18 protein-coding genes are annotated in these 17797 nt (G+C 50.5%); 9 read left to right on the forward strand and 9 right to left on the reverse strand.

What is annotated here, in order from left to right; genetic code table 11:
* Positions 1 to 135 precede the first annotated feature (135 nt).
* Complete coding sequence (locus AB4Z33_RS12025; protein WP_442050165.1) at positions 136 to 441, forward strand: hypothetical protein; 306 nt, start codon at positions 136 to 138, stop codon at positions 439 to 441.
* 78 nt (positions 442 to 519) lie between these two features.
* On the opposite strand, the gene AB4Z33_RS12030 is transcribed toward AB4Z33_RS12025, so the two are convergent.
* Together AB4Z33_RS12030 and AB4Z33_RS12035 are read right to left on the reverse strand one after the other, a co-directional pair.
* Positions 520 to 1413, reverse strand: coding sequence for a hypothetical protein (locus AB4Z33_RS12030; protein ID WP_442050166.1), 894 nt, complete (start codon positions 1411 to 1413; stop codon positions 520 to 522).
* A gap of 153 nt (positions 1414 to 1566) precedes the next feature.
* A complete protein-coding gene (locus AB4Z33_RS12035; protein ID WP_442050167.1) occupies positions 1567 to 2508 on the reverse strand; it encodes a ribose-phosphate diphosphokinase in 942 nt (313 codons plus the stop codon).
* A gap of 74 nt (positions 2509 to 2582) precedes the next feature.
* Here AB4Z33_RS12035 and AB4Z33_RS12040 point away from each other — a divergent pair, with 74 nt between their 5' ends.
* The 3 genes from AB4Z33_RS12040 to AB4Z33_RS12050 all read left to right on the forward strand — a co-directional run bounded on the left by AB4Z33_RS12040 (position 2583) and on the right by AB4Z33_RS12050 (position 4210).
* A complete protein-coding gene (locus AB4Z33_RS12040) occupies positions 2583 to 2984 on the forward strand; it encodes a zinc ribbon domain-containing protein (RefSeq protein ID WP_442050168.1) in 402 nt (133 codons plus the stop codon).
* 193 nt (positions 2985 to 3177) lie between these two features.
* A complete protein-coding gene (locus AB4Z33_RS12045) occupies positions 3178 to 3309 on the forward strand; it encodes a hypothetical protein (RefSeq protein WP_442050169.1) in 132 nt (43 codons plus the stop codon).
* Between the two features lie 376 nt (positions 3310 to 3685).
* The gene (locus tag AB4Z33_RS12050; RefSeq protein ID WP_442050170.1) at positions 3686 to 4210 is read left to right on the forward strand and encodes a YfiT family bacillithiol transferase; all 525 of its coding nucleotides are present in this window, start codon (positions 3686 to 3688) and stop codon (positions 4208 to 4210) included.
* Positions 4211 to 4652: 442 nt separating this feature from the next.
* Here AB4Z33_RS12050 and AB4Z33_RS12055 read toward each other — a convergent pair whose 3' ends face one another.
* Positions 4653 to 6737, reverse strand: a complete 2085-nt coding sequence (locus AB4Z33_RS12055) for a beta-galactosidase (protein WP_442050171.1) — start codon at positions 6735 to 6737, stop codon at positions 4653 to 4655.
* A gap of 148 nt (positions 6738 to 6885) precedes the next feature.
* Between AB4Z33_RS12055 and AB4Z33_RS12060 the strand changes: the two genes are divergently transcribed.
* On the forward strand, positions 6886 to 7743 hold the full coding sequence (locus AB4Z33_RS12060) for an AraC family transcriptional regulator (RefSeq protein WP_442050172.1): 858 nt from the start codon (positions 6886 to 6888) through the stop codon (positions 7741 to 7743).
* A gap of 14 nt (positions 7744 to 7757) precedes the next feature.
* Here the strand turns inward: AB4Z33_RS12060 and AB4Z33_RS12065 are convergent, their stop codons facing one another.
* On the reverse strand, positions 7758 to 8645 hold the full coding sequence (locus AB4Z33_RS12065; protein ID WP_442050173.1) for a VOC family protein: 888 nt from the start codon (positions 8643 to 8645) through the stop codon (positions 7758 to 7760).
* A gap of 168 nt (positions 8646 to 8813) precedes the next feature.
* On the opposite strand from AB4Z33_RS12065, the gene wsfD reads away from it, so the two are divergent.
* Positions 8814 to 10259: a glycan biosynthesis hexose transferase WsfD gene (gene wsfD / locus AB4Z33_RS12070; RefSeq protein ID WP_442050174.1), complete on the forward strand. Its 1446-nt coding sequence runs from the start codon at positions 8814 to 8816 to the stop codon at positions 10257 to 10259.
* Here wsfD and AB4Z33_RS12075 read toward each other — a convergent pair.
* A complete protein-coding gene (locus tag AB4Z33_RS12075) occupies positions 10234 to 11217 on the reverse strand; it encodes a CapA family protein (protein WP_442050175.1) in 984 nt (327 codons plus the stop codon). The genes wsfD and AB4Z33_RS12075 overlap by 26 nt on opposite strands.
* A 164-nt stretch (positions 11218 to 11381) precedes the next feature.
* Between AB4Z33_RS12075 and AB4Z33_RS12080 the strand changes: the two genes are divergently transcribed.
* A complete protein-coding gene (locus AB4Z33_RS12080; RefSeq protein WP_442050176.1) occupies positions 11382 to 12068 on the forward strand; it encodes an SIMPL domain-containing protein in 687 nt (228 codons plus the stop codon).
* Between the two features lie 300 nt (positions 12069 to 12368).
* On the opposite strand, the gene AB4Z33_RS12085 is transcribed toward AB4Z33_RS12080, so the two are convergent.
* Positions 12369 to 13568: an acyltransferase gene (locus AB4Z33_RS12085; protein ID WP_442050177.1), complete on the reverse strand. Its 1200-nt coding sequence runs from the start codon at positions 13566 to 13568 to the stop codon at positions 12369 to 12371.
* Between the two features lie 164 nt (positions 13569 to 13732).
* Here AB4Z33_RS12085 and AB4Z33_RS12090 point away from each other — a divergent pair, with 164 nt between their 5' ends.
* Positions 13733 to 14644: an EamA family transporter gene (locus tag AB4Z33_RS12090; protein ID WP_442050178.1), complete on the forward strand. Its 912-nt coding sequence runs from the start codon at positions 13733 to 13735 to the stop codon at positions 14642 to 14644.
* Between the two features lie 82 nt (positions 14645 to 14726).
* On the opposite strand, the gene AB4Z33_RS12095 is transcribed toward AB4Z33_RS12090, so the two are convergent.
* The 3 genes from AB4Z33_RS12095 to AB4Z33_RS12105 form a co-directional block, all read right to left on the reverse strand.
* Positions 14727 to 14921: a hypothetical protein gene (locus AB4Z33_RS12095; protein WP_442050179.1), complete on the reverse strand. Its 195-nt coding sequence runs from the start codon at positions 14919 to 14921 to the stop codon at positions 14727 to 14729.
* A 57-nt stretch (positions 14922 to 14978) separates the two neighbouring features.
* On the reverse strand, positions 14979 to 15146 hold the full coding sequence (locus AB4Z33_RS12100) for a hypothetical protein (protein ID WP_442050180.1): 168 nt from the start codon (positions 15144 to 15146) through the stop codon (positions 14979 to 14981).
* 118 nt (positions 15147 to 15264) lie between these two features.
* The gene (locus AB4Z33_RS12105) at positions 15265 to 16119 is read right to left on the reverse strand and encodes a helix-turn-helix domain-containing protein (protein ID WP_442050181.1); all 855 of its coding nucleotides are present in this window, start codon (positions 16117 to 16119) and stop codon (positions 15265 to 15267) included.
* Positions 16120 to 16307: 188 nt separating this feature from the next.
* On the opposite strand from AB4Z33_RS12105, the gene AB4Z33_RS12110 reads away from it, so the two are divergent.
* Positions 16308 to 17795, forward strand: coding sequence for a tagaturonate reductase (locus tag AB4Z33_RS12110; protein WP_442050182.1), 1488 nt, complete (start codon positions 16308 to 16310; stop codon positions 17793 to 17795).
* The last annotated feature ends 2 nt before the right edge of the window (positions 17796 to 17797 follow it).

The following is a 17797-nucleotide window of genomic DNA, read 5'->3' on the forward strand; positions in this document are numbered from 1 at the left end:
GTATATATGAGGGAGGCAATCTCATTGATTAAATTATTGAAAAGTATCGCAGTTTTTTCTCTGATATCCATGCTTCTAGTGCATCCGGTGTCGGCAGAAGCGAAAACAGTGAAGTTAAAGGTAACATTAGTGAGCATGGAGTTAGTTGAAAATAACCATGTAGGCAATGAGTGGTATGCGGCTGCGTATGTGAATGGTAAGGAAGTCAAAACAGGAAGCACGGTTACGCTGACCTTGAAAACGACAGACAGCATCAAGCTTAAAGCGTACGCCGAGGAGCAGGATAAGATCCCTGAATCGGGAACTGCGACGTTGTCCGTCAAAGCGGCTAACGTAACGAAAACGATAAGCAAATCATTAAAGGTAACGGTAACGGAAAATAGAGGAAGATATTCGGGCAATAGCGCCGATTGGAAATTCACTTTCAAAATACAAAAATAAGAAAAAAACCAACTCTGCTGTACCCGTTCAGTAGAGTTGGTTTTTTTCCCAATAGGATGAATGTCGATCGAGGTTCCGTTAACTCAGTCTTTGCTGCAGCATCGCACCCAACTCATCCGTCGTTTCCCATACGGTTGGACGAATGAGCGAATGATGGACAATTTGACTGGCGTCTACGCGACTGTGGTTAATCGTCCATACGACGTTGATTTTTTTGCCGTTTGCATATCCCGCATCAAAAAACAGTTCAGGCGCATCGGCGTTAACGTCAGCGATAACGAGCTTGCTTTCCGCAATTTGCTGAGGCGTAGGATGATCCTCGCGCCTGTGGCCGGAATAATTGACTAACCTTGGCAAGTATCCACACTGCTCCAGCTTGGGCAATAAGTTATCTGACCAGTCGGCATACTCATCCGGGCTGCCGGCGATCAGGACGAAACAAGGCTTCATCTTTCTGCCTGCGGCTCTCGTCACTGCCTCGCTCCAGCCTTTCTCAGTCAGCTTGAATCTCATACCTTCCCGATCGATGAGCTGCTCTTCTCTTAGCTTCTCGATGATATACACAAGCTCTTGCATGGTAGGCGAATACGTTAAATTAAAGTGTTGGCTTAGCGGATGGATCATAACCGCATCTCCGGCTTTGTCGGAATGCCTGTACAAATATTGGAGCAAGCGTGCGCCCTTCTCCTCTACGGAAACCGGTATGGCAGAGCTATTGCGAATCGAATCCAAGTCTTCGAATGTCAGTGATACAGACTCGCCGCAATCGGTCATCTCGCGAATATAGCCGGATATACTTGTATAGAGCTGCATCTTAATCGGATTCGACAAGGCATGGATTAGCTCATAGCTTTCTCTATGAAGACTGTAATTGCCGTCAGGCGCACAATAGCAGTCATTGTAAATGTCATAATCGCTCTCTGTTGCAACGTATACGAGAGCGCTGCAAAATAAACAACGTTTTTTCTCCATCATGGTTGCCCCCTCTACGATTAAACTTTCGATCATCATAGCGGATATAGGGGGTAATGTCCGATTAATAATTTTTAACCTTCCACATTCTAGGTATAAAAAAACTGCCCCAAAGTAGATTTTATCTGCCTAGGGACAGCTTATTCCGAACATTTACGAACCCGATTTAAACAACGTTGCTATCGATCCGCCTTCGGTAATAATCTTAATCGCTGTTGCGATAATCGGCGACATCGGAAGCACGATGAATTTATCGGAATGGTTCTCGTCAATGGCGATCGTGTCCGTAATGACGACCTCGCGAATATTCGGATGCGTCAGCTTGCCAATCGCGTTGTCTGAGAACACGCCATGGGTTGCGCATATGTAAGCATCGTGAGCGCCTTTTTTCTTAAGCGCCTCGACGACATTGACGATCGTGCTGCCCGTATCGATCAAATCTTCAATGATAATCGGCGTCATGCCTTCGACATCGCCGATAATATGCGTAATCTCGGATTGATTGTGGGCTGGACGGTTTTTGATCATGATTGCGAACGGACAATTCAGACGACCTGCCAGTTTCTCGGCGGTAGTTGCCCGTCCGGCATCGGGAGAGACGACAACCGGGTTCGTTATTTTTTTGTGTGTTAGATAGTCAATGATTAAATCGAGCGCGGTCAAATGATCGACCGGTATGTCGAAAAATCCTTGAATCGGGTCGGCATGCAAATCAACGGTTATAATGCGATTCGCGCCGACTGTGGTGAGCACATCTGCAACGAGCTTGGCTGAAATCGGTTCGCGAGGCGCAGACTTACGTTCCTGCCGGGCATAGCCATAGTAGGGCATAACGATATTGACCGTTTTGGCGGATGCGCGTTTGGCGGCGTCGACCATAATGAGCATTTCAATTAAATGTTCATTAACGGGATGGGACAGCGATTGGACGATAAACACGTCGCATGCCCGAATGGACTCGCCGTAGGAAACATGAATCTCGCCGCTTTGTTGGCGGGATATAGCGACGTCTCCAAGCGGAATGTTCAGCTCTTTGCACAATTGTTCAGCTAACGGTTTGTTAGAGGAACCGGAAAATATTTTGACCTTTTGCACCTGTGATCCTCCTAATGAAAGACAGCATTCTTTTTTTCAATCATAACAAACTAAGGAAGGGAGAACAAATCATTATGATCGAATGCCCTTGGTGTCATAACGAAGTTGAGATCGTGAACAAACGTTGCCCGAAGTGCCGACAACGCTTGTATGAGGTTCAGGAAACGGATTTTGACGATGTTGTAGACGAAGTAATCGATGGCGGGCAACAAGATCCAGCCGAGCAGGAGTTGTCGCTCAGCGTGGAGGATCACATCATAAGCCGCTTTACATGCGTGAAGTGCAAGTGTGAGGAGTGCAGCATCAAGGAGGTTGCGATGACCGGTACGGGGCTCAGCAAGCTGATGGATATCCAGCATAACCATTATTTATTTGTCTCCTGTCTGGATTGCGGATATGTTGAGGTTTACGATCCGGATATTTTGCGCCAGAAGAAGAGCGGCAAGCTCGGAACGGGTTTGGACATTTTATTTTAAGGGTGATTTGGATTGATAGAGGGGCTAACCGTTCGAATGGGCTTGGATGATGATCTGGATCTGCTTTCAGCAAAATGGCGACGGCAGAGGTTATGCGCTGGTCGACCATGCGAGAGAGCCGTTGTATTTGCGACATTTTTTTATAGGTCGGCACTGTAGAAGAGTCGGCTATGGTTAGGCAGCCTTTCAACTGTTGACGAAGCAGCTGGGTACAAGCATCATAGATATCGAAGTGATGGATTGGAATGAAGCCGGTCGGAAGTTCTGGGTATCGTTAGGGTTTAAGGAGAGAAGCGTGCAGATGCGCTTGGAGGAGATGAAGTGATTTCCGTATGAATATCATCTATGATTTACGGGAACTAGAAGGCACATGCTATATTGAAGTGTTGCCTGGTCCTTACACGGGGAAGTGTTGGAACGAAACATCGGTCTTTTTTATGGTTCAATGGAGAATTGGGATAAGATTATATTACATCTAGAGGATATGAAGCTCTTTTTATTGAATGCCCCCAGGTGGAGCAATTAGAAGAACATATCGGATTTATATTTTTTAGTACTAAGGATGAATTCGTAGCGGATATGCCATCCGCATGTGAAAAGCTAGCTGCACTACTGGAAGAATTCATAGAATGGATCAAACAAACTTTTCAAACGTATGATTGTATTTCGATACTAGGCATATAGCGAAGGAGAGGAACAACATGGATCTTAGATACCCGATTGGAAAATTCGAGTTTGAAGGAGAATGCTCCACGTCTCAGAGAGAGCAATGGATTAGCGAAATTGAGTCACTGCCATCGAGAGTTGTGGATGCCGTTGCAGGCTTGACCGAAGAGCAATTGAATATGCCCTATCGTGACGGAGGCTGGACGTTGCGTCAGGTCGTGCATCATCTGGCGGACAGCCATATGAATAGTTTGACGAGATTCAAGCTTGCGCTGACTGAGGACGAGCCGACGATTAAGCCTTATTACGAGGATCGTTGGGCGGAGCTTGAGGATTCGGTAAGCTTAGACATCGCGGTCTCCATTGCATTGCTGGAATCGCTGCATAAGCGATGGGTTGTGTTGTTGAAGGTGATGAAAGAAGCGGATTTCGAGCGTTCGTTCATTCATCCGGAATCGAAGAAGACGATCCGTCTTGACTATAATCTTGGACTGTATGCTTGGCATGGTAAACATCATGTTGCGCACATTACATCGCTTCGAGATCGACTTAACATATAGGCGCGCACCGATGGTGGACAGAATAGGATGAGAAATCCCTCCTATTCGCCCAAACATAGGTTACAGTGAGGAGATAGGATGGGAAGTTCGTCTTATTCTCCTTAAGGAATGCGAATGGAGTAGGCTGGCGCCGACTGTGAACAGAATAGGATGAGAAATCCCGCCTATTCGCGCAAACATAGGTTACTGGGAAGAGACAGGATGGGAAATCCATCCTATGATTGACGTGGAATGGGCAAGTTGAAGGGAAAGCCGTGCTGGTGGATGGAATAGGATGAGAAATCTTTCCTATTCGCGAAAGCATGGGTTACTTTGAAGAGATAAGATGGGAAGTTCGTCTTATTCTCGGCGATGAATGCGAAAAATAGGTGAAGAAGCCAAGAAGCCTCCAAAAGCTGCATTAGCAGCCTTGGAGGCTTCTTGATTTATTTATTACCTGTAGTTAGCTCAATACAACAACGCCGTAACCTTCGAGCGTAACCTCGCCGCTAAGCTGCCGCCCTGTAAGCAGGTCGGTCTTCGGCTGGCTGATCGTGACAACAGCCGGCTGCTCGCTGTAGTTGAGCAGGAAGTGGAGCGGACCGCTTTCGTCCTCGCGCACCGCAAGCTCGACTTGCATCGGCAGCTGCAGCCATTCCTGCGTTGGCGATGCAAGCCCCAGCAGATCGATAATTTGATCTGCTGCTGCATCGTTGAACACCGCGCCATAGTACCATGCCTCGCCTGCGCCAAAGCGATTGCGCGTGACGGCAGGTTTGCCCGCATAATGATCGCTCGCATACCTTGCAAGCACCTCTACCGTATCAGCCTCAGGCAGCAGCACATCGTTGAACGAGTCTGCGCCAGTCACAACCGATTCGCCGCTCGCAGACTTCTGCTCCCAGGTCATCGACATAGGTGCGCGAGTTCCCTTAACCATCGTGAACTCTTCTACGGAAATACCGCATAACCCGGCCGCAGCGCCTGGGAATGGTCGCATATAGCAATGACCGCGCTCATCCTTGTATCCGGTACGGCAGCCGAAGATGACGATGCCGCCTTCTCTCACGTATTGCTCCAGCAACGCGGCCGTTTCGTCGCGCATAATGGTCGGATGCGGATAGACAAGCACCTTATAGCGCTGCAATTCGGCAAGAGTTGTCCCTGCGCGCATGAATAACGTATCGCTAGGAATGTGGCGATATTGCAAAGCTTTGAACCACGCCTTGCCGCTGGCCCAAGCGAACGGCCCATGCCAAATATCGTATTCGCCATCCCACTCGTTGTCGTAATCGCGAACCAAAGCGATATTCGCCGTGTAGCGGGTGCTGGCGATACGGTTGCCGGCAGCAGCGAGCTCTGCGCCGATCTGACCGGCCTCGCGCACGCGGCGATTCGGCTGGTTGTGGTAATCGTTAAGGCCATGCCAATAGATTTCGGTGCCGAACGTCGCTGTCCGCCAGCGGAAGTAAAGCACCATATTCGCGCCATGCGCGATMGATTGATACGTCCATAGACGCATTTGTCCCGGCTTAGGAGACGGCATATCCATCTTGTTCACCCAGCCGCCCGGACCGGCCTGCTGCTCCATGATGCAGAAGTTCGGTGAGATCGAGCGAACAGCGCCGAGCGATTGACTCCAGCCTCTGTCGGCGAGCGGATTGACCTCGTTCGGATCAAAGTAAATAGTCGAGAATTGCGGATATGAATCGTAGCTGAAGAAATCGAGCAGCTCATCAGTCATTTGGTGGTTATTAAGATGCCCGAACAAGCCGTTCGTCGTTACCCAATGGTTCGGAGCTAGCTCGCGCAAAATATCGGCCTGAACCTTCGCGAATGATATCGTATTATCGGAAATAAACCGTTTCTCGTCGAGCGCCAGATGCGGATTCGGCTGCTTGCCTCCTGGACCGATTCGCGGAAGAAATACTTGTTCCCAGTCCGAATACGTCTGGCTCCAGAACACGGTCCCCCATGCCTCATTCAGACGGTCCAGCGTTTCATACTTTGCCTTCAACCAAGCGCGGAAGGCAATATGATCCGCTTCCGCATAGAACTCTCCGATCTCGCAGTTGAACTCGTTGTCGATCTGCCAGCCGATGACTGCCGGATGATTCTTATATTGCTCGGCCATCTTCCGTGTAATAATGGCGGACAACTCACGGTATTTCGGGCTGCTGTAGTTATAGTGGCGGCGAAGGCCATGCTGCATGACGACGCCTTCTACCGTGGCGTTAAGCACCTCAGGGTAACGGTGTGTCAGCCAAGCTGGCGGCGTAGCGGTAGGCGTGCCGAGGATCACTTTCAGACCATGCTTATGCGCTAGATCAAGCGCGCGATCGAATAGTCCAAATTCAAATACGCCCTCTTGCGGTTCGAAGATTGACCAAGCGAATTCGGCAACTCGGATGACCGTGAAGCCGAGCTCGCGCATCCGGCGGAAGTCGTCCTCCCATAGCTCTTCCTTCCAATGCTCAGGGTAATAGCAGACGCCTAGCTTGAACTCCTCCAGCGCTTTATCATGTGGGTTAGTACTCGTTATATTCAATGTAACTTCCTCCTTGGATATCGCTCTAGTGTGACTATATTGCGGTTGTAGTGTATATTAATCATTGTAAAAACGATATGTAGAATCGTAAATGATAATATACTGCTATCGATATTAGAATATTGCGGAGTTGGACCAAGGAGGCTATATGATGCTGGAGCATTTCGTATTACCGAAGCCGGCGTTCTCTGAATATGTGTGCTACCCGGATTCGCTCGGAAGGTACAACGACTATCCACAGCATGCTGAGCGAAGAGAACAAGGACAAATGATGGATTACAATCTGCATTTCATCTTTAGTGGAAGCGGGTATGCAGTGAACAATACAGGAGGCGAAAAGCTGCTGCTGAGGGCGGGAGACGGATTCCTGTTTCCGCGCGGCGCTTACCAGCAATACGGGACGATCCCCGAGGATACTTGGGATGTGCGGTGGATTCATTTTGACACAACGATTCAATTGCCTCATCTGAGGGAAGCAGAGGATTTCGGGAGCTGGTTCTTCACCTTCTCCAACAAGGAGAGGTTCAAGCAGCTAACGGAGGAGATGTACGGGCTATGCCGTCCGTTCGAAACGAGGAATGAGCCGCGTCTATCGGCGCTGCTCTACGAAATATTAGTGGAGCTCGCTCAGCATTCGGTGCGGCTCGAGGGCTCGGCTGGATTGGAGAAGCAAAACGTGATTCGCGCCGCAGCCGACCAAATCCGCCATCGCTGCGAAGAAGGCTGGACGCTTGAGCGTATGGCGGCGCTATCGGGCTACAGCGCGTTTCACTTTCTGAGGTTGTTTCAACAGGTAATGGGCAAGACGCCGAATCATTATGTGACGGAATGCCGCCTCGTTGCAGCGAAGCTATTGCTCGCCACCACTTTGCTGCCGATAACGGAAATTGCCGCCCGAACGGGCTTTTCGCAGACGAGCTACTTCATCCGTGTATTCCGAGCGGCGGAAGGCGTTTCTCCGAAGCAATATCGTACGATACGCGGACAAAGCGCGGGCAGGACATAGAACGTTCCAACTGGTTACCTGCGATACCGCAGGCGAATCTCGATGCCAGTCGGATCATAAACGATGGCGATTTCGCCTCTCTCTGTAACCGTAATACCGCTGCTGCGCAGATGCTCTAGCAACTGCTTGCGAGCTTCCGCATTAGGGAACACAATCGTATAGTAGTCTAATCCGACGGAATCCGCCCCTGGCAAGCTAGCGCCGACGCCTGCCCATACGTTCATCCCGATATGGTGATGATAACCGCCGGCGGATATGAACAGTGCCTGCATCGTTTCCTTGTAGTCACCGACGATGTCGAAGCCGAATTTGTCGATATAAAAAGCACGCGATGACCCGAGGTCGGTGACATGAAGATGGATATGGCCCATGACAGTTCCGTACGGCAGTCCGCTCCAATGTTCCCCTTGGCTTGCTGCAAGCAGGCTATCCCAGTTAATCGGGGCGTTAGCCATGACGTAATCTCCTTTGGCGTCACGCTGCCACTCCTCGCGAGGGCGGTCGGCATATATTTCAATGCCGTGATGATCGGGATCGGAGATGTAAAGCGCTTCGCTCACAAGATGATCGGCTTGTCCGATGGGAATACCGGCAGAAGTTAGATGGCGGGCAACAAGCGATAACGACTTGCGATCAGGAAGCAAGAGAGCGAAGTGGTACAGCCCGGCATGTGAACGTCTTCTTGGAATGACGGCGTTCGGGATTTCTTCCAGCACGAGCAATATTTTAGCGGCTTCTTCATTTTCGCTCGCTACGCCAAGCATGGCAGATTGACCATCATCGCTGTGCACGAGCAGCTTTAATCCTACAATATCCTCATAGAAGCGGATCGAACGCTCAAGATTGCTAACTCGCAGCTTAACCTCGCCGAGTGAAATCGATTGATTTAGTTGAGTCGTCATTTCGCTGCTCCCTCCTAATGAAATTTCATAATCGACTACTTACTTATAATAAGTGTATAACTATTAGTTGTTAAAGTGAAGTGTGCAATTGAAACTTCCCTGCTTCACCCATTCATGAATTGGGAATGCTAATATAATGTTCTCATTTCATCAAATCGGGAGGTTCTATTGAATAAGTTCAGATTTACTAACGAATGGGCCATCACTTTGGCCGCAATACTTATTCTTGGCGGCATTCTGATGCTGGGCCCGATTGTCGGACTCGCAGATAACGGCGATTTCGCCCGTATTATGTGGGCAGGGGGCATCGGATATGCGGAGGGTGAATCGTACCAAGAAACCTATTTTGGCTTCGCCCATACGGATTACACCTACAAAAAAATGTTATGGAGCGGCTATGTATCGACGCAGATTATTATCGTCATGATTGCCGGATTTATAGGCCGGATTATCAATAGCTCCTATTTTGATATCCGTGTATTATCCTCTATGTACAGTCTTTTATATGCTGCGGCTCTCGTTATATGGATGAAATACAACAAAACGCGCTGGCCACTTCTAAATGGGGTTATCGTGGTTATAGCGACGTTTGTTTTCCTCGATATCGGCTATATCGCTTATTTCAATTCATTCTTCGGCGAAGCTGTTACGCTGATCTTCATGCTGTTGACGTTTGGGCTGGCGCTAGCGGTTGCGACAAGTGATACAACGGCACGCAAGCTGCTGCTGCTGTTCTTCATCGCTTGCTTTTGCCTTATTTGCACGAAGCTGCAAAATGCTCCAATCGGATTGCTGCTGATCCTCATAGCGGCCAGGTTCTGGGCACTGCGCAAGGACAAGCGATGGCGCAAAATGATTCTAATCGGCTCATCCGTCCTGTTGATCGCAACGGCCGTTATGTATATAGCCGCACCTCAGCGGCTGAAGCATATTAACCTGTATCAGACCGTGTTCTACGGTATATTGAAGGATTCTCCCGATCCGGATGGTGCGCTTAAGGAGCTTGGACTGCCGGAGTCGTTCAAGGTGCTGGCAGGAACGAATTATTTTCAGACCGATACGGCTATTAAACAAAATGACCCTATTCTGACAGAGTATCTATACAGCAAGCTGAGTCACAAGGACGTATTGCTCTACTATATGAAGCATCCGGGCCGCTTCCTTCAGAAGCTTGAGCGCGGTGCAGAGAGCGGGATGAGCATCCGACCCTACTATCTGGGAAGCTATGACAAGGACGAAGGAAAGCCATATGGCACAATCGCATATACGTTCAGTTTATGGAGCGAGTTCAAGCATGACTTTGTACCGAATAAATTATGGTTTGTTTGCTTAATCTATCTCGTTTATTATGCCGGCATCGTCTATGAATATACGCGGCGCCCTGCGGAGAGACAGCGCGCCCGTATCGATATATTCGCTTGTCTTGGCCTTATTGGCTTGTTCGGCATGGGCGTGCCGCTGCTGGGGGACGGTGAGGCCGATCTCGGCAAGCATCTGTTTCTCTTCAACGTATGCTTTGATATGATGCTGGCTGTTGGTGTTGTTTACTTATTAGCGATACTGACGAGCCGAGTCTTGTCGCTACGCACTATCGGCGGCCGCGAGACTCCGTGACGAGTCTGAACGTTTTTTGACCATTCTGCTTAAAAGATCTAGCTATCGTTGGAATACGGCCCACCCTTACGATGTCAGTCGAACCCTTCGCATCCTTCGTAATCGTAAGCTTAAGGATCATCGCTCGAATCGTATCTATCCTGTTATGCAGCTTATGCGAGAGGAAGTTGCCGAGGGAGTAAGCTGCGACTCTCGTCTTGACTACGCCATATTTGTCTCTCACTTTGCTTGTCACTACGGGCTGAAGCACATGCGGGTGAGCACCTAATACGACGTTCGCGCCATGCTTGAAGCATAAGGCGACGAGGCGGCGCTGCTCGGCGTTTTGCCGGGTGCGGTATTCCGTTCCAAAGTGAAGGCAGACGATCACAAAGTCGCTCTTCCTCCGGATTCGATCGATATCTGCGGCAATTCGCCGAGGCTCGATAAGATTAACTTTATGCGGCTGAGAAACTGGCATACGATTCGTCCCGTACGTATAGGATAGAATGCCGATATCGATGCCTTTGACGTGCATAATGAGCTGTCCGCGGGATTCTTCTAATGATCTTGCTGTGCCCGTATGTTTAATGCCTAGGCTGTCCAAAATGCCTAAAGTCCGGTTCAGCCCATACATGCCGCCGTCGGCGCAATGGTTGTTGGCCGTCGTCATGACGTGGAAGCCTGTTTTTTTCAGCGTGGAAGCAAGCTCATCGGGACAGTTGAACAGCGGGTTGCCGGTTCGCTTGTTGCGAAGCTCGTATCGGCCTACCCGATTCGGATTGCTGCCGAACCATGGCGTGCCCGAGAATGTCGTCTCCAGGTTGCCGATAAGCAAGTCGTTGTTGCGCAGTTGAGGAGCGACGCCCGCGAATATAGGGCCGAAGGCGTAACGGTTCGTTCGCCCGATTCTAGCAGAATCTATGATCGGGTTTTTCATAAGCAAATCGCCAATCGCACCGATAGTAATGGTAGTCAATGGTTCACCTCTCCCAAGTACAAGATGTAATACTTTATTCGAACAGGCGTACCGTGCGCGCGGTATACGACTAGGAGGGTGAAACATATATATGGAGCAATTCGTTAGAGTGTATAGACCCATAGTAATCAGCAAATAGCTTGGAAGTAGAAGGGAGCTGGCACATGAACGGATATGGAGGAACGCCCATGGGAGGCGTTGCACCTGCATTCGTGCAGAGAAATCCAGGGACGATTGAGGTGATCGGAGAAGGAACAGCTACGGCGCCTGCCGACCGTTCTATCATCGATCTTGGCGTAGTCACGGAAGGAACTGAGCTTCAGAGCGTTCAAGCGGACAATGCGAAGATTGCTACTGAGGTTATTGAAGCGCTGCTAGAATTTGGCATCCCTCGCGAGAAGCTGCAGACGCAGGATTACCGAATCGATACGATGTATGATTTCGTTGATGGGAAGCAGGTGTTTCGCGGCTATCAGGTGACCAATATGCTGCAAGTAACGGTGGATCAGGTCGCGCAGACTGGCGCTGTCGTAGATGCTGCTGTCGCAAGCGGAGCTAATTCCGTGACCAGCATTCGGCTGACAACCTCACAGCCTGCGCTCTACGAGCACCAAGCGCTGTCGAATGCGGTAAGAGATGCCGCCCAGCGAGCGATCACAGTGGCGCAGACGCTCGGCGTCGTCATTTCGAGCGTGCCGCTCGAAGTACAGCAATTGCCTCGGGCGAGCGGCCCGATTCCGATGTTCAAGGCGGCATCATTCGCCGCGGACAGCGTTGCGACGCCGATTGAGGCAGGGACGCTTACCGTTAACTCGTCCGTACGGGCGAAGTATGTGATCGTGCAAGCGTAGGTGTAATCGTGTTGACCGTTATTGCGAGGTCATTGGCAAGCAGCATAGCTCCTGTAGTGAAATAACTGGAATTCATCCCGTTAATTTCAGCAGAAATGAAGCGATTGATCAAATAACTGGAATTTATCCCGCTATTATTGACCATTTTATTGCCCAAGCATGGAAATGGAGGGAATAACGGGAGAAAAAGGCGTTAATGGTTGTATACATGTTATAGTTGCTGAATTAGAGGTACAAACTCCTGTTAATTGCAAGATAGCGAAGAGGCCGCTTCTGAGAGCAGCCTCTTCTTTTTTTTGCCTATAAGGTTGTTGTGGCTCCGGGAGGTGCAGTGCTATAAGGCGCGGTTTGCTTATTCGTTGGAAGGGGACCGAACAGCAGCCAGTGCCACTTCCATTTCGCGCTAAGCGAAACAATCAGCCATGGGAGGATAAGGGCAATGAGGAACCCTATTGCCATCGAGAGATGGTAGAGAAGCGAGCTTCCGCCAGTTGGCATGAGCCGGTTGTAGTAGGTAACGATAGGATGGAGCAGGTAGATGCCGAAGGACGTTGCACCGATATGAAGGAGCGCGCGAACGAATACCTTATTCCACCTGTCGTAGATCCAGTGCGAGAGCTGAATGAGCACGAGGCCTGCCGTTACGCATTGCACCTCATTTACGTATTCCAATTGCTTCGACGTAATAAGGAAATGACCATACACATTCATATGATAGCCGTTCATCACCATATAGATGCCGCTGCCTAGGAACAACGTCCAAAGCGCGATCCAAGCTGCTATTTTGCCAGCCGAGGCATTCTGCTTCTGAATCTTAATCCAGCCTGCCAGCTTCAAGTAATGGATTCCGATAAACGCTCCTGCCGCAAAATAAAACATATAGGTTAGCGAATAGCTAGCGGCATATTTCAAATGGAACATAGGTACAATCTTATAGATGAACACCCACTGTACGAGCAATCCGATCCAGACGATATGATTGCCAAGCGAGGGAAATCGCTTAAGGGTGCTTAGCAAAAGAGGCGCAAGCAGATAGAACTGAATGATGATGACGATGAAATACAGATGCGTATACGTTTTGCCGATTAGCAGCTTGTCCCAAAATATGGGATCGGTGAAATAACCGATAAACGTCTTCAGATCGACGAAGCCCGGACCGACCAGCTTAACGAAAGCCCAATATAGAAATGAGAATAGGACGAACGGAATAGCCAGCTTCGTAATGCGTTTTTTGTAAAATTGCCCGGTCGTTCTTAACGTCCATGGTTTCCCGTAATAGTTGTAGAACAGTACGAAACCGCTTAAGAAGATGAAGACGGGCACGGCAAATTTGGAGAACAGGTTGAGAAAAACATAAACCGGATAAAAGGAGGAAGAATGGTCGTAGCTGCTCACAGCCGACGAAGTGGAGTGGATCATAACGACCGCCATAATGCCGATTGCTCTGACAATGTCGAGCTCGGGCAGATATGGTTTTTTTGTTGTCTGTACTAACGGCATGAGAATCCCCTTTAATTAGTGAGTCAAACTCTTAATCCTATCAATGGTAGTATTATACAATAAAAAGGCAAGGATTCCAATTGAACCAGCAGACAAATTCGCTAACGCCTGCTATGATAGAACACGACAACAGGGCATTTAGGGAAGGGGTCTAATGGTAACTCATGTGGTTGACGTATTCGGTCCTTGCAGCATTCAGCTTCGGCTTGCGAGGCATCCTCTATCATTATACAAGTCAAAAACCGCTTAACCGCAATTTGCTGTTATGCGGCACCTTCACGATGGGTGCGGTTATAAGCATCGTGTGCGCGCTGCTATATTCGTCCCATTGGTCGACGGCTGCGCTCGTCGGCATTCAAATGGGATTGTTCTCGTTCGGCGCGAATGCGAGCATGTTCAAAGGGTTCGCCGTAGGTAAAGCATCTTTGGTGGCGATATTGACCGCGCTGCCCTCGATCGTCGTCGTTGTCGTCGCCTTCGCGATATGGAACGAGCGGCTGCACGCGATGCAACTGATCGCCTTCGCCATTATCGTTGGCGGCATCCTGCTCGTTCGGTATTCGAACGATATTTCGCTGCGCAACCTGCAGGGCGCTCAGTGGGGCTTGCTAGCGATGCTGCTGTTCGCGGGCAATGATCTTACTGGCAAATGGTCGACGCTGCTGGAAGCGGAGCTGTTCCCGACGCTATTCTATATGTTCGTCACCGGCGCAAGCTGCTTCGGTGTCTGGTGGCTGCGTGACCGTCAGCGCGAGCAAGGCAGTTTAGCGCGTGACGGTGAGGAGGTAGCCGTCGTGGCGGCGGCAAGCGAGATGAAGGGCGAGGCCTGGAGTCCGCGGCGGACGTTTCTCGTTGGCATGGCGGTCGGCATCACGAACGTCGTTGGCATGATGTTCATCGTGACCGCCTTCGACTTGGGCAAGGCGGGACTCGTATCCGCAGTGACGGCGCTTAATGTGCTGATCGTCCTGCTGTATACGAGACTGGTCGTGAAGGAAGTATTCTCTCGTACGAAGCTGATCGGTATCGTGCTGGCGTTTGCCGGCATCGTGCTAATGCGGTTGTTCGGAGCGTGAGGGAATGCAATAGTAACACTAAAAAGGACAGTCCTTGTTAACCGCCGTTAAGGCGGGTACAGGACTGTCCTTTTTGTATTTATTAGCTGCGAGTCGGCACGCTTTGTGCTCCAGGACGAATGCGAACGACGCCAATCTCCGAAGCGTTAATGGCGAATGCGTTGCCGCCTTGATTAATCGTAGCGTTGGCGCCTTGCTTCACATGAACGTTCGTCGTGCCGTTAGACCATTTTGTCGTATTCGTCTGACGTGAATGCTTGCGTTTATTCGGTTTCATGCGGTCACCCCCTTTCTTACGGAGCATGCTCTTCATGACTCTGTCAGGCGGGAGTGACTAGCGGCGCCTTGGCTTTTCCGTCTTGAAGATTTTCACATTAAGCGCGTTGCTCGCAAGGACGTTGCCGTCGAACGCTTTGGCTGATGCCAATTGCTCGATTTTGATGACGAGATATTTATTTTTGCCGACGCGATATTTGTACGTTTTCACATTCGAACGAAGCATGTACAACCTCCTTGCCGTACGGATCGGTGTTGAACTACAGCATATGTGGGAGGCGGACGTGCCGTAACGGCAAGTAACCAACACCGTCTATATGAGCCATATTCGCACGGCAGAGCAGCTAGATTTTCTTGTAACGGGCGGGGGTTAAGCCGGTCATCTTCTTGAACATGCGGTGAAAATGGGGCAAGCTCTCGAACCCGCACAGCTGCGCGATCTCAGCGATAGGCGAGTCTGTCTCGGCAAGCAGCTCCTTCGCGCGAATAATGCGCTTCGTCGTTACGTATTCGGTGACGTTAAGGCCGGTCAGCTTCTTGAACAGACGCGAGAAGTGCGCGGGGGTAACGGCCGCGCGCGCGGCAAGCTGGGCTAACCCGAGCGGCTCACCCAAGTTCTTGTCGATGAACGCGAGGATACTCGTCATCCAATGCGGCGCGATCGAGGAAGCTGCTTGGAATTGCTCGGTAGCGCTCATCATTCGGTTGACAAGCAACAGCAACTGCTGCAGTTGGATGAGCGAAGCGTGCCTGTAGCCCGGAGTTTTATCCTTATGCTCGCTATGAATGCTTTCGATAAAGGATTCGATCTGTTCGCGCTCGGCATCCGTAGTCAGCAGCTTATAGCGACGTTGCCGCTTCGCAAGCTCGAAGCAGCGCATATAGGAGAACGTATCGCCGAGCGTCGAGCCGTGAACGAGCGTGCCGCTGAAGAAGAGGGCGGTCGACAGCTTCGGATCGACAGCATCAGGGAATGAGCGGTGGATCGTATTGCCGGGAATGAGCAGCAGATCGCCGGGCTCGGCGGCGACGAACGTCTGATCAATGAAGAAGGTGCCGCTGCCGCTATAGATGTAGACGATCTCATGCCAGTCATGCAGATGGTCCGGCAGCTCGTTCTGCGCACTCTTGGAGTCGCGGTAGACGTATTCGAACGGAAAGGCGGTGCTGGCGTCGAATTGCTTGCGATAGGGGTTCATCGGTTCAGATGGATACCTCCAAATGGGTGTCGTTAAACAGTCAATGAGATTGTATCAAATATCAAAAAAGAGTACAAATAAGCGCTTTCCGAACATTTCATGCACTGATATTGTTTTTTATAATGAAGGAGAAGGCAGATAATGTTCCACCATGATTCGTATCCAAATACGAAGGAGTTTGATAGACAATGACAACGATAATGAACCGCAAGGTTTTGCATACAAAGCAGGCGGAGGCAAGTGAGCTGCTTGCGAGCAGCAAGATTAAAGTGCTTCAAATCGGCGAGGGTAACTTCCTTCGCGGATTTGTAGATTGGATGCTGCATGAATGCCGGAGGCAAGGGTTATACGACGGGGCGGTTGCAGTGACGCAGCCGCGCCCTGGAGGCAAGCCGAAGATCGACGCGCTGGCAGCGCAGGACGGCTTGTATACGCTGGTAATCCGCGGATTGGAGCGGGGCGAGCGCGTCTCGCGCACCGAAGTGATTCAAGTATTCTCACAGGTGTTCGATCCGTATTCGAATTGGGATGCTTGGCTGTCGCTGGCGGAAAGCGAGGATCTTGAGGTCGTCGTATCGAATACGACGGAGGCAGGACTTGCTTATAGACCGGAAGGGCTTGTTGACGGGCAGCCGATTCAATCGTATCCCGGCAAGCTGGCTCAGTTTTTGTACCGGCGGTATATTGCTTTTGAAGGAGATCCGGCTCGCGGTCTCGTGTGCTTGCCGTGCGAGCTGCTGGAGCGCAACGGCGACGAGCTGCGCGACTGCGTGCTTCGCTACAGCGAAGATTGGGGATTTCCAGAGGCGTTCAAGCAATGGATTCGCGAACATAACCGGTTTCTGAACTCGCTTGTTGACCGCATTGTGACGGGTTATCCCGATGCAGAGCAGGCGGATGCGTGGTTCGACGAATGGGGCTACTCCGATCCGATGCTGACGACGGCTGAGCCGTATCACTTCTGGGCCATAGAAGCCGAGCAGGAGCTTGAGCGACTGTTGCCGCTTCGCGCGGCGGGGCTTAACGTCCACTGGGTCGACGATCTGAAGCCGTATCAGCTTCGTAAGGTGCGCATCCTGAACGGAGCACACACGTTGATGACGCCGCTTGGCTTGCTGTACGGCATTCCACAGGTTAGAGAAGCGATGGAGCATGACACACTTGGCAAGCTCGTTCGCGAGACCGTAGAGAAGGAGATTATTCCGGCGCTGCCGATAGCCGCGGAGGAGCTTGCAGCTTATGCGGATGCGGTATATGAACGGTTTCTGAATCCGTATATTTTCCACAGGCTTGCCGACATTGCCATGAATAGTCTGAGCAAATTCAAAGTTAGGCTTCTGCCTACTCTGCTGTACTATGCGGAAGGCGGGGAGCCTTTGCCGGATGGCCTTATGAAAGGATTCGCAGGTTTGCTTCGTTATTACAAAGTGGAGCGTGTTAGCGATGGTTTTAGAGGGAATACGCTTGCTGGCGAGCCCTATAGGGTTCGTGACGATGCAGATCAATTGGATATCATTGCTGCGGTATGGGCGAAGGCGCAGTCTGAAGACTGGCCGCTGGAACAGACGGTAGGAAGTTTGCTTGGTCTTCGCGATATATGGGGGCAGGACTTGGCAGCCGCGCATCCGCAGCTCGCCACAGCGCTTGCCGCAATCATTGCAGAAATGGAGGCATGAGT

Origin of the sequence: Paenibacillus sp. 2TAB19 (genome assembly GCF_052115185.1) — a bacterium.
Lineage (GTDB): Bacteria > Bacillota > Bacilli > Paenibacillales > Paenibacillaceae > Pristimantibacillus.